16 protein-coding genes and 2 pseudogenes are annotated in these 12,032 nt (G+C 34.8%); 15 read left to right on the forward strand and 3 right to left on the reverse strand.

What is annotated here, in order from left to right:
• From AW165_RS17300 to AW165_RS20190, 7 genes and pseudogenes are all read left to right on the forward strand, one after another.
• The coding region (locus tag AW165_RS17300; RefSeq protein WP_155859648.1) for a fimbria/pilus outer membrane usher protein at positions 1 to 1,072 on the forward strand (1,072 nt) is incomplete at its 5' end.
• Positions 1,063 to 2,085 carry a spore coat U domain-containing protein gene (locus tag AW165_RS17305; RefSeq protein WP_060466556.1) on the forward strand — a complete coding sequence of 341 codons (1,023 nt, stop codon included), beginning with the start codon at positions 1,063 to 1,065 and terminating at the stop codon, positions 2,083 to 2,085. The genes AW165_RS17300 and AW165_RS17305, both read left to right, overlap by 10 nt.
• Before the next feature lie 226 nt (positions 2,086 to 2,311).
• Positions 2,312 to 2,998, forward strand: coding sequence for a glutathione S-transferase family protein (locus AW165_RS17310; RefSeq protein ID WP_060466557.1), 687 nt, complete (start codon positions 2,312 to 2,314; stop codon positions 2,996 to 2,998).
• 7 nt (positions 2,999 to 3,005) lie between these two features.
• A pseudogene (locus tag AW165_RS17315) lies at positions 3,006 to 3,768 on the forward strand (SDR family NAD(P)-dependent oxidoreductase).
• A gap of 9 nt (positions 3,769 to 3,777) precedes the next feature.
• Positions 3,778 to 4,461 (forward strand): SDR family NAD(P)-dependent oxidoreductase, encoded by a 684-nt coding sequence (locus tag AW165_RS17320; protein WP_060466558.1) that lies wholly within the window; start codon positions 3,778 to 3,780, stop codon positions 4,459 to 4,461.
• Positions 4,462 to 4,538: 77 nt separating this feature from the next.
• Positions 4,539 to 5,096, forward strand: coding sequence for a chorismate mutase (locus tag AW165_RS17325; protein WP_060466559.1), 558 nt, complete (start codon positions 4,539 to 4,541; stop codon positions 5,094 to 5,096).
• Positions 5,097 to 5,110: 14 nt separating this feature from the next.
• Positions 5,111 to 5,251, forward strand: a pseudogene (locus AW165_RS20190) (TetR family transcriptional regulator); the annotation flags it as partial.
• 60 nt (positions 5,252 to 5,311) lie between these two features.
• On the opposite strand, the gene AW165_RS17330 reads toward AW165_RS20190, so the two are convergent.
• Positions 5,312 to 5,827, reverse strand: a complete 516-nt coding sequence (locus tag AW165_RS17330) for a hypothetical protein (RefSeq protein ID WP_060466596.1) — start codon at positions 5,825 to 5,827, stop codon at positions 5,312 to 5,314.
• Positions 5,828 to 5,939: 112 nt separating this feature from the next.
• Positions 5,940 to 6,662: a type 1 glutamine amidotransferase gene (locus AW165_RS17335; RefSeq protein WP_060466560.1), complete on the reverse strand. Its 723-nt coding sequence runs from the start codon at positions 6,660 to 6,662 to the stop codon at positions 5,940 to 5,942.
• 266 nt (positions 6,663 to 6,928) lie between these two features.
• Between AW165_RS17335 and AW165_RS17340 the strand changes: the two genes are divergently transcribed.
• From AW165_RS17340 to AW165_RS17370, 7 genes are all read left to right on the forward strand, one after another.
• Positions 6,929 to 7,159 carry a hypothetical protein gene (locus tag AW165_RS17340; protein ID WP_060466561.1) on the forward strand — a complete coding sequence of 77 codons (231 nt, stop codon included), beginning with the start codon at positions 6,929 to 6,931 and terminating at the stop codon, positions 7,157 to 7,159.
• 150 nt (positions 7,160 to 7,309) lie between these two features.
• A complete protein-coding gene (locus AW165_RS17345) occupies positions 7,310 to 7,684 on the forward strand; it encodes a TonB C-terminal domain-containing protein (protein WP_060466562.1) in 375 nt (124 codons plus the stop codon).
• 266 nt (positions 7,685 to 7,950) lie between these two features.
• The gene (locus tag AW165_RS17350; protein ID WP_005803531.1) at positions 7,951 to 8,220 is read left to right on the forward strand and encodes a hypothetical protein; all 270 of its coding nucleotides are present in this window, start codon (positions 7,951 to 7,953) and stop codon (positions 8,218 to 8,220) included.
• Between the two features lie 307 nt (positions 8,221 to 8,527).
• Positions 8,528 to 8,986 carry a hypothetical protein gene (locus AW165_RS17355; RefSeq protein WP_005803530.1) on the forward strand — a complete coding sequence of 153 codons (459 nt, stop codon included), beginning with the start codon at positions 8,528 to 8,530 and terminating at the stop codon, positions 8,984 to 8,986.
• Positions 8,987 to 9,172: 186 nt separating this feature from the next.
• A complete protein-coding gene (locus AW165_RS17360; RefSeq protein WP_060466563.1) occupies positions 9,173 to 9,373 on the forward strand; it encodes a hypothetical protein in 201 nt (66 codons plus the stop codon).
• 183 nt (positions 9,374 to 9,556) lie between these two features.
• Positions 9,557 to 10,066: a hotdog fold domain-containing protein gene (locus tag AW165_RS17365; RefSeq protein ID WP_060466564.1), complete on the forward strand. Its 510-nt coding sequence runs from the start codon at positions 9,557 to 9,559 to the stop codon at positions 10,064 to 10,066.
• A gap of 16 nt (positions 10,067 to 10,082) precedes the next feature.
• A complete protein-coding gene (locus AW165_RS17370) occupies positions 10,083 to 10,655 on the forward strand; it encodes a lysozyme (RefSeq protein WP_060466565.1) in 573 nt (190 codons plus the stop codon).
• An 85-nt stretch (positions 10,656 to 10,740) separates the two neighbouring features.
• On the opposite strand, the gene AW165_RS17375 is transcribed toward AW165_RS17370, so the two are convergent.
• On the reverse strand, positions 10,741 to 11,157 hold the full coding sequence (locus tag AW165_RS17375) for a carboxymuconolactone decarboxylase family protein (protein ID WP_060466566.1): 417 nt from the start codon (positions 11,155 to 11,157) through the stop codon (positions 10,741 to 10,743).
• A gap of 110 nt (positions 11,158 to 11,267) precedes the next feature.
• Between AW165_RS17375 and AW165_RS17380 the strand changes: the two genes are divergently transcribed.
• Complete coding sequence (locus AW165_RS17380; protein WP_046813565.1) at positions 11,268 to 11,582, forward strand: winged helix-turn-helix transcriptional regulator; 315 nt, start codon at positions 11,268 to 11,270, stop codon at positions 11,580 to 11,582.
• Positions 11,583 to 12,032: the final 450 nt, after the last annotated feature.

A 12,032-nucleotide genomic window follows, 5' to 3' on the forward strand; every position in this document is an offset into this window, starting at 1 on the left:
AGTGAGATATTTAAAAGATAACCAGATGACTTCTGAGCCGCAGAACTATCTGAGCTACAGTGCACTGGCCGATGAGATTTTTAGGGCAGGGATTAACTACAACTTTTATGCAGGCTATGGGGTTTATCTGGGCTATAACCAGATTAAATATAGTGACAACTCTTACAAGTTACTGTCTACCAATTTAAGTGGAAGTCTGGACAAGAACTGGGGTTTTTATGCATCAGCTTATAAAGATTATGAAAACCATAAGGACTATGGAGTTTACTTTGCGCTGAGATATACCCCGTCCAGTAAAGTGAATGCGATTACGAGTGTATCTAGTGACAGCGGTAGCCTACGGTATCGCCAAGAAATATTCGGATTATCAGAACCCCAAATTGGTTCATTTGGCTGGGGTGGTTATGTTGAGCGCGATCAGGATGCAAAAGAAAACAATGCCTCGATTTATGCCTCTTACCGAGCACGAGCAGCTTACCTGACGGGACGCTATAACCGATTTGGAGACAACGATCAGGTTGCAGTTTCGGCGACAGGATCATTGGTTGCGGCAGCGGGACGTATATTTGCGGCCAATGAAATTGGAGATGGCTACGCAGTTGTCACCAATGCTGGGCCACAAAGTCAAATTATAAATGGCGGAGTCAATTTGGGAGAAACTGACAAGTCTGGAAGATTTCTGATTCCTAGTCTCATGCCATATCAAGTGAACCATATTTATTTAGATCCATCATATCTTCCTCTGAATTGGAATGTTAAATCTACAGATCAAAAAACAGTGGTGGGTTACCGTCAAGGAACCTTGGTTGACTTCGGTGCTCATCAGGTCATTTCTGGATTAGTGAAACTTGTTGATCAAAGCAATTCACCGTTAATGCCGGGTTATACCGTTCGAATTAATGGTCAGCAAAATGGGATGGTTGGGTATGACGGTGAAGTATTTATTCCAAACCTATTAAAACAAAACAAACTTGAAGTCGATCTTCTAGATCATGGCTCCTGCCAAGTTGGCTTCACTTATAACAGTAATCAGTACTCAACTAAAAAATTGGGACCTTATATATGTCATTAAATATTATGAATAAGGCTCAAATAGAGAGCTATAAGTTTTTTCCATTGTCTTTAAAATATTTTGTAGGCATTTGCTTATTTTATCTTGTTTATGCATTTTTTAGTCCTGCACATGCGGCTTGTACGGTAAGTGGGACCACAAATAACACTTTTACCTACACAGCAGCAAATATTAATAGTGATGCAACTGTAAATCTTTCAGGAACAATTACTTGCACGAATGGAGGAATAATACCTCAGATATCTCCATTTATGTGTATGAAGACAGTATTTACAGGAGCAACCACCACGAATAATAGTGTATCGTTACCGTATAGCGTCACTGCAACTGTAGGTGGGGCAGGTTCCTCTACCACCAACCAAACCTCCAATGTTTGGTATGGTCCAGTGGTAACACTTGCTTCAAATAATATTCTTAATTACTCGGTAAATGTAAAAGTACCCGCACGTACAGGATCGCTCATTGCCTACCCTCAAGGGACCTATACAGCTACGGTTCAACTATTTTGGGATATGGATCTTCTAGCGGTGTTATGTTTAGGTGATCTACTCAGCTGGGACTCTGGAAGTGTAACTTTAACTGCGAACTTTGTAGTACCAAGTTTGTGTCAATTAAACTCAACCTCAACTGTAGATTTCGGCGATATTAATGACATTGGTACGACTAAGCGTGATTACACTGCGCAAGGAGCAGTGAATACGACCTGTAACTTTGGAACGCCATACAGTATTTATTTAGGGGACGGCAATAACCGTATAGCTGGGGGTTTTAGGCGTATGAGCAATAGTAATAATGAATTTATTCCCTATCAGCTATATAAAGATTCTAACTATAGTACGGTATGGGATGCCACGGGAGGCGTAACCAATGTTGGGGGAACAGGAGGTGTCTCAAAAACAGGTACAGGCAGTGCTCAAACGACTACAGTTTATGGGAAGATTCCTCAAGGTACTGCCATTGCAAGTAGACCTGGTGTCTATTCTGATAGTGTTGTCGTTACGGTGACTTATTAATCTTTCAAATTTATATGTGGAGCTCTTTTTATAGCAGAGCTCCCTATAATTCAAATTATATTGCTTAAAAATTGTTAAGATATAAATAATAAAAATCAAATAATTCTGAGCTTTCGGAACTTATTCGTCATCAAAAACAGTTTGACTTAAAAAAGCATTCTGTATATTTATTGATTAGTTCTAAAAAAGAACTAGATAAAAGGCAATTAAAAATAAAGGTGAATAAATGTCGAATATTATTTTGCATCAATGGGAAATTTCTCCATTTTGTCAAAAAATTTCAAGAGCTTTGAGATTTAAAGGAATCTCATTTGACACAGTTAACTATAATGGCATTTTGGGGGCTAAAGTTCCTTTGCTCAGTAAAGTGGGTAAAGTACCGGTAATTGACCACAATGGACAGCGGATTCAAGACAGCACTCGAATCGCGCGCTATCTAGATGAAGCGTTTCCAGACACACCTCGGCTTTACCCTGAAGATCCAAATCAAAAAGCTCTTGCTGAACTTTGGGAAGATTGGGCAGATGAGTCTCTTTATTTTTATGAAGTCTATTTACGCGTAAATGACTCAGAAGCTTTAGAAGAAGCAATTCGCATTAGTAGTATTGGTCGTCCAGCTTATGAAAAGCCCATGGTAAAAGGTTTTATTTTAGCCGAGTTAAAAACGCAGCTATTCTTTCAAGGCTTAGGACGAATTAAAGCTGAAAATGTTGAAGAAGAATTTATACGACACCTCGACCGTATTGAGCAGGTTTTATCACAAAGTGAATGGTTAGTTGGAAACAGCCAAACCATTGCAGACATTGCTGTGGTTGCTCAACTCGGTGAAGTGATCCGTACCAGTAAAAAATTTAGTAAAGAAATTTTGAATCGCCCGTTTATTGCATTATGGTATAAAAAACAAACAGGGTGAAACGTCTATGACATCAGCAACACCAGATAAGACACGAGACTGCGTAGTTGTTATTGGCGTCGGGGCATCACAAGGTATTGGTGCAGCGGTGTGTCGTCTTTTCGCCAAAGAAGGCTTAAAAGTCTATGTTGCTGGACGTACTTTCCAGAAAATTGAAGCAGTGGCTGCCCAAATCCATTCCAATGGTGGAGATGCTGTAGCGTTTCGTTTAGATGCAGAAGATATACACCAAGTACAGGCCTTGTTTGACACTATTACAAGTCAAAATGAGCGTATTACTGCTGTCATTCATAATGTGGGAGGAAATATTCCTTCCATCTTTTTACGCAGCCCATTGTCGTTTTTTACTCAAATGTGGCAATCCACTTTTTTTATCGGCCTATTTAGTTTCTCAAAGCTGTCTAAAAATCTTTAAAGATCAAAATCACGGTACGCTTATTTTTACTGGAGCGAGTGCGTCTCTACGCGGCAAACCTTTTTTCGCAGCTTTTACGATGGGAAAATCTGCCTTAAGAGCTTATGCCTTAAATCTAGCCCAAATCTATAAATCACAAGGCATCCATATTGCTCATGTGATTATTGATGGCATGGTCGATGGCGATAGAGTGAATAAAGCATTATTTGGTCTGGGGCGGTTAGCTCGTCTTACGCGTGGCACTGGCGGACTTAATATTGATGCAATTGCAGAAAATTATTGGATGCTTTACCAACAAACACCTCAGCTCTGGACACATGAGTTGGATTTACGCCCTTATCAAGAAAAATTTTGAGAGACTAAAATGCTAAAAAAAATATTTCAAAAATTTCAAAAAAAGCAGGGCTGTGTTGTAGTGGCTGGTCATGACCTTCAACTGATTGAGCGTGATTTTGTAATTCTAGATAAAAACGCACATTGTCCATTACATCTTTATCAAGTTGTGCATGATTCAACCGTGCAAAATATGCAGGTCCATTCTGTAAATGATGGGTTGACAGCAGTTCAATTAAACTTAGTGAATGCAGATCACTTAAAATGCTTATTGCGTTATATTTCAAAACACGGGCATACCATTGAACTCTGTGTATTTCAGCCGAGTTTTTCATCTTCGCCCAATATTGAAGCTTTATCTTTAGAAGAGATTGAACACAGTTGGCAGACCACAGGTTTAAGTGCAGTGAGTATCGCTCAAGCTGTGATTAAGCCTATGCTTAAACAACAGCGGGGGACCCTTATTTTTCTTGGCGCACTCTCTAATCACTCTATCCATTACGATGTGTTAAGCCAAAGCATGTTTGCAGGCATTCGTGCTTTAGCACAGTCATTAGCCAGAGAGTTTCAACCCAAAGGTATTCATGTTAGTTATTGCATGGTTGAAAAATGGGAGGGGCAAAACCAGCACTTTACCTCATCTCTCAAGCAAGTATGCCAACACATCTATCAACAACCTGATTCTGCATGGAGCCAAGAACTAAGCCTATCTTGAAGTTTTACTTTTACATGTTGTTAAAATACATTACTGATCTGAAATGACGACAGAACAATAACTTCGGTAGGTTTTAAATGGTGAATATAAAGAGTTTTCAGCGAACGGTTCAAGTAGCGTCGACCTTGGCAGCTTTTATGTGTTTTCCTCCAATCGCGCAAGCTTCACAATACACTCAAACTGCTCGTTTAGTTAACGAACGCTTATCTTATATGAAGGATGTCGCAGGTTATAAAGCAGAGCAGCATTTACCTATTGAAGATTTAACTCAAGAAAAGAAAGTTCTGGATCAATCGCTTTCTGAAGCCGAATCTTTTGGTTTAAATAGCGAAACGGTAAAGCCATTTATTGTGACGCAAATGAATGTTGCCAAGGCCATTCAATATCGCTATCGCGCAGATTGGTTGTCGAGTCCAGAAAGCAATTGGAAGCCACAAGATTTAGCAGAAGTACGTTTAAAAATTAGTTCTTTGAACACTGAGCTTCTAAAAAATATCGCTTATGAACTTAAGAAAAATCATAACAAAGCACCTCATGGCTGTAGCTATATGTGGCCTGTTCAGCATCCTCAACTTAAAGACACTGACAAAAAAGCTTTATGTGTGGCACTAAATAAAATTAAGTTAAAAGACTGAAAACAATAATTATAACCGTAAAAGTTACCGCTACAGTTGAAGATGCCTACATGTTTTTGTTTGTGATTGATGGGGCAATGATTCAGCTTTTAAGTGCAAATAAGATCGATGAAAGAGATAAATTATTAGAATATTTTATGTCGACGCTCGCTTAGATTGGTTAGTACTCTAAGGTTTAATTCTTATAAAAAAGCCCTCCGAGGAGGGCTTCAAATTTATTTAAAGTTAGGTTGATTTAAGATTTTGTAGACCTTTTCTTTATATACATCATTAGAAATTACACCTTTATCTCGCTGTTGTTTTAGCGATTTAAACTGTTGGCCACGAATTTCTCTTTGAATACCCACATTATCATGATGTCTAATGTAGTAAAGACTACGCTCATGATCGCTCATATTCACTGTTTCATCAGTAAACGAAGAAGGCTTTGTTTCATTTTCTTGATATTGTTTTGCAATTTCAAAAAAATCTACGTTTTGAGAATGAGGAGAATTAAATGAATTTTGTTGTTCAGTCAGCTGATGGTTCTGAGTGTTAGCATTTACTTCAAGCATACTTTTATGCTGATTAAATCTAGGGCGGTTATATTCTTGTTTGGTTTGAAATGTGTTTGTTTCAGCAAAAGTGGAAGAAGAAAAAAGCCCAATATTTAAAGATAAAAAAGTTAATAAAAATCTATTCATTTCTTTGGGAGTCCAATTGAAATTGAGTAAATCACTGTATTGTAACATTAAAATTTGATTTTGAAGGTTTGACTTCAAGTATGCTTGATCAACTGGTAAATAATAAGATCTGTAGCGGAGCGTAAAAGGCAATTTAAAAAGGCTCTTTACACTCATTTTTTTAAGATCGTTTTGAATATTCTTCTTTCAATTTATCCAGAAAAATAAAGAGGTTTTGATTCATTTTTTGATAGTCATGCTTCCGTAATTCTTCACGAGTATTCACAAATTTATAATTATGAGCATCATTTAACTCGATTTCTGAATGTTGAATCAGCAATTCAACTACTTCTGAAGTTAATTCCATATGACATTGTAGGCCATAAACTAATTTGGAATATTCAATAATCTGTCTTGGGCACCCTGCACTAAAAGCAATAATTTTTGCGTTAGGAGTTAAGCCTGGCATATCGTTATGCCAATGGCCAACTTCGGTCATTTTTCCTAAGTGAGAAAACTTAGAATGTGTTATTCCATATTCTGTAAGCATAATTGGAAACTTACCAATTTCTCGCTCAGGGCTGTGTTCAAACTTGGCACCTAAAGCTTCACCGATCAATTGAGATCCTAGGCATACCCCAATAACCACTTTATTTGCTTCAATCGCTTTTTTAATGATTGCTTGTTCTGCTATTGAATTAAAGTGAGGGCACATATCTAATGTAGTATCAGGACTTTGTGGACCACCCATTACAATAAGAAAGTCAATATCTTCAACAGAAGTTGGCAAAACTTCATTTAAATACACTCTTGAATAGGTAATTTTGAAGTTATTCATTTTGCCCCAAATTTCATATACGCCAGGCGCTTCAAAATCTTCATGAACAATAAAATGTAGCCGCATAATAATCCTTAAAATCTAAACATTAATAGGTAGATCATTGGTTAAAAATCAAGGAAATCTTAAAATTAGAATAGGGCTTTTAATACATCCAGTTTTGAAAACTTATATGGGCCAGCTTGATTTGTTTTTATCGAAGTTGAAATTAATTATTTGTTTTTAAAATACATGCGATATATTTATTGTTAAGTTAAACTAAATTATTCTGGTGTGACAATAGCAGTTCAATTTGTTAAATTGTGTAGCTTTTATCAAAGTGGACAAAATTTATGAAGACATTTTTAGTTATATCTTTATTGGGTTTTGGGCTGATTGGTTGTGCTTCATCTCCATATAATTCTCAAGAAAATTATTGGAATAAACCTCCAATAGTTCCAGAGAATAAAGCTTTTAATAGTTTTAAAACACCTGATCACGGGATTTTTACTGATCGAGATGTCTATAATATAAATATATCAGAAAATTCAAATCTAAATTTTCGTTATGAAGTTCCTTTTTAATGAAAATAAAATATTAACTAAAAAAGGGAAGAGCAAAGGTGGCTTAACACCTTTGCTAACTCATAATAATTAATGATTAATACAACCTTTTGGGTGGTTTTTTAAACTCTAAACTGTTAAATTTTAGTTATTGAAAATAAGGTATTTTAAATGAAAAACTTCACTATTGTTGCTTCTTTATTTTTGTTAGTTGGGTGTGCCACAGGTCACAAACAAGTCACTCATGTGCCAGTGGTTGATAATAAAATTATTTCAGAGGCTGAAAAATATAAAAAACAATATCAAAAGAAAATTTATAAAACCTGGGATATTCCCAAGTCTTCTACAGGTATGAGCGCAAGTGTTAAGGTCTTTTTAACGGATACTGGAGAAATCGAGCAAATTATCTTTTTAGATAAAGAAGAGCAAAAATTTAAAACAAGTATTGAAAAAGCTATCTGGCGTTCAAGTCCATTTGTTTTACCATCTAATCCGGAAGTAAGAAAACAAGCAAGAAAATTCAATATTAAATTTCAGGTAAAATAAAAGAAGATACTAAACATGAGGAGCGGATTTAAAGGATTTTCATTTATTTATATTAAATTCGCCCCTTTGTTGTAAATATCTTTAATACTATTTACTTTAAAATTTTGAGGTTACAGAAATATTAAATATACTAATTAATATTTTTTGATAAACAAAATATAAAAATTAATAACATTTTTATCAAAAAGTTAAAGAAATAAAACTTTAATTACATAGCGAATTAATATAAAAGAATATGTAAATCTAGAAGTTTATCAAGAAAAATTATGAGTGAAGTGAAAAAATCTCTTAAAGAAAGTAAGACAACATCAGTTGTAGCATGGGTTGTGATTTTGTTTGGAATTGTCTTAGGTTTAGCTTTTATTTTGTCATATGGGCAAGTTGAAACTCGAAATGATAATTTAGACATTATTCAAGTGTGGTCTAAAGAAATGGTCACTGTTGGTCTTTTTATTATATTTAATGGACTACTTTTCGGTTATTTGTTTTTAAAAATTAGTAGTATTTTGAATCACCTTGAAAACAATAAAAATTAAAAAATATCTTAGTAAATTAATATCTTATATAAGCATATTTCATCTTAAATGGATGGTAAGTTAGTATTGGAAGTATTGCTCATCTATAAAAATAAATTGAAAGAAAATTTTTCAAAATCTTCTTTTATTTTGGTATTTTATGTTGCATGTTTCGCATTTTTAAATGTTTTTAATAAGTAATTTACTATTAACTTTCAAAAACCTTGTATTTCTTACATTTAGTTGATGAGTTTTACCCTATCTTACATAAAAAAATAATAGTTTAAAGAAGTATATAAATATACGCATGAGAAGATAGGAGGTTAAGATGCCAAAATATCTAGCTATAGCAGATAAGGTTTATAAAAAAATTAAAAATGACAACTTGTTTTCTGATGATGTAATAGAAAATTTAAATTGTTTGGTTGGGCTTATTCGTAATGCGATAAAAGGTACTGAATTCAAATTAAAGTATAATTTTATTAATTTTGAAGACTGCTTAACCAAGCCCATCGAGCAATGCTCGGTAAAAATTGATTTTAGTCTTATGCCTAAGTTTGATAATGAAGGTGAGTTTATTTTATGGCTTGCAGGATTTATTGAAAGAATCACTGAAGGAGGTAAAGCCAAATTTCCTCCTATTTCTCAATTGGTCCCTCAAGGTTTTAGTATGGGAAATGAAAATATTCCAGTAACTACTTTACCTGTAAAAGAAGAAAATGCAGAAATGATTGTTAATTATTTTAAATCAGATGATTATATTAAAAATAATAAACTACCTTCTTAAAATATATAAAAGTAATAAGCCAATTATCTCTAACAATTTAGAGCTTAGTAACCGCCTTCGAGGGCGGTTTTCTTTGTTATATGTATCTTAAAGTGTCTGTTACATAAATGATGATTGTTTCATGTTGAATGTATCTGTTAATTATTTGAGCATGGTATGAGACAAGTGAAGTAAAGGATAAATCTCATGATAGATGAAGAAAACCCCTTGAATTTTGATGATGATGAAGAGCCTTTTGATTTTGCAGATGAAGAATTTATCGATGATAAAAAAGAGGATGAGTTGTATAACAGTATTACCAAAGATGGCTCTAGTGTCGATCCGGCAGATGATGGTGAGCGACATATTCGACCTGAAGATGGCGATCCCATAGAAGTCGAAGAATAATCTATAGCCCAATTTTATATTGGGCATTTTAATTTCTAGCGTATTTGGTTGAACAACAACAAACCCTAGATGTTATTCAAAAATTATTATTAATGACTTAAAAAACATGAAAGTTAAGCAATGAGTCTAGAGATATGAGGCTATATATTTATTAAATTCTTATTCTCAGCCAGAAATGAAACTATGAGTAATTATATTTATAAATTTGCCAACCAAAACAAACATAACGCTGTACCACCAGTTAATGACGTTTTGCTCGCTTTTAGAACATTGAAAGCAATACCAGGTGGATTAACGTTGTTGTCAAAAGTTGTTAGCCGTGTTGCTCCATATTTTCAAACAGTAAATCCAATTATTCAAAAACTAGATGCTGACGTGTGTGAAGCTTTCATCAAAAAGAATAAATCAGTCAAAAATCACATAGGAACAGTTCACGTTATTGCCATATGTAATGGATTAGAATTTGTTATGGGTGTACTAACCGAAGCATCTATTCCTCAACATTTAAGATGGTTACCTAAAGGCATGAACGTAAATTATGTCGCCAAAGCCGATTCTGATATTAAAGTCGTCGCAACAATTGATGAAGAATGGAAAGTTGGCGATATGCAAATAAAAGTAAATGCCTATAGAGCAGATGGACAGCCTGTAGTTCAAGGGTATATTACCCTTTGGGTTACAGAGAAAAAGTAAGATGAAAGAGGATTAGATGCAAAAAATATTGGATTATCTTTGCAAGCTTTTTACTACCAAGTCTCGGTCACGTGCCGCTACAAATAGTCCGATTGCTACCGCAACAGACAATGGCGATGAGGAAATTGGTTTTGCGGTAGATGAGATGTCTCTGAGTCAGGAAGGAGTAAACCATATTTGTAATTTTGAAGGATTAAGACTCAGTGCTTATGATGATGGCGTAGGTGTCTGGAGCATTGGTTATGGCACAACCAGATACCCAAACGGTTTGAGCGTTCAAAAAGGTGACACATGTACTCTTGAGCAGGCCAAAGCATATATGCAGCATGATTTGAAAATATTTGAGCGTGCAGTCAATGGCGCTGTAAAAGTTCCTTTAAAGCAAAATCAATTCGACGCATTAGTCTCACTAAGTTATAACATCGGGACAGGAGCCTTTAAAAAATCGACCTTATTAAAAAAATTAAATTCAGGTGATTACAAAGGGGCCGCAAACCAATTCGATGTATGGGTAAACGCAGGCGGTAAGCGTTTGGCTGGATTGGTTAGACGCCGCGCTATTGAAAAGAAATTGTTTTTAGGATCGTAGAGTCTTTTTAATTTTTTATTTCGTTTAGTCAGAAGCTATGAAAAGCCTCAAATAGTCTGGGCTTTTCATATGGAAATTAAATGAATTAACTTTTATCCCCTAAGGTAATTCTGAGCCTGTTTAATGCTCCCATGAGTGAAATGCTAGTTGTTAACTCTACAATCTCTCTTTCACTAAAATACTCGGCCAAGTGAGTTTTTACGGGTTCAATTTTTTCAGATAGAAAAGTGACAGTTTCTGCAAGTTCAAGAGCGAGAAATTGTTTTTTTGAAAAAACGTTTGAATGTTTATAGCCTGGGATTTTATCAATGACTTCTTGGCTTATACCCATATCCCTTAATTCTTGTGCATGAAAAGCACAACAATAAGCGCAGCCGTTAATTTGTGACACATACAATTCAGCTAAAGCAATTAATTGTGGATCAATTCCAGAGCTTCGAATTGAGGCATGTGCTGAGTACAAATGATTAATCGTCTTTTTGGCAACTTCTTTATATTCCATAAAATAGACCAGCATTTTCGTATTAAAAACTTATTATTTACTACAAGGTATAGATTGTAAATTAGGCACTATTTTGTTATATAGGTATATTTTTTATACCTAACTAATCAATGAAAGATAATATTTCTGGCTGTTCTGTAGAAGAAGCAATGACAGTATTGGGTGGGCGCTGGAGAATGTTAATTATTTCATTTCTTATTGAACGACCTATGCGTTTTAATGAGTTAAGACGCGCAATCCCTAATATTTCTCAAAGAATGTTAACTTTGGAATTACGTTTTCTCGAAGAAGAAGGCTTCATTAATAGAGAAGTTTTTGCGGAAGTTCCTGTTAAAGTTGAGTACTCTTTAACTGAAGATGGTAAGAAATTAAACGGTTTAGTTGAGACGTTAAAAGAAGTGGGCACTTGGTTAAAAGCAAGATAGTAAAATTATTTTTAGATAACGTTTCAATAGTATTAGATGAATTTAACGGGCTATCTTTATAAAATCTAGGCATAAAAAAAGCCTGATGCTACGAATCAGGCTTCAGTATTCATCGACAATAGGAGTTGATGAACAAGACCAATCTAACAGACCTGTTCAGTAAAGGCAAACCGAGGCTTGAATTGCTGAGTCAGATAAAAGTAATTTTTCCAAATTACACGCATTAAAAAAGCCCTTGCTCGAAAGCGAAGGGCTTAGTCATTCATTGATCTACCAATGAACTATATAAGGCTCATCTCATACTAAGTTCAGTATATCTGAAATTGGAGCAACTGAGAAGAAAACCTTATAAATACCTTTTTCATTCTATTTAAACTTATTTTATTCAGGCGTATAGCAAGTTACATCATTGGTAAATCAATACACAAAACTTGCACTTTGCATTTTTAT

It is taken from the genome of Acinetobacter sp. LMB-5 (assembly GCF_001541635.1).
GTDB classification, from domain to species: domain Bacteria; phylum Pseudomonadota; class Gammaproteobacteria; order Pseudomonadales; family Moraxellaceae; genus Acinetobacter; species Acinetobacter pittii.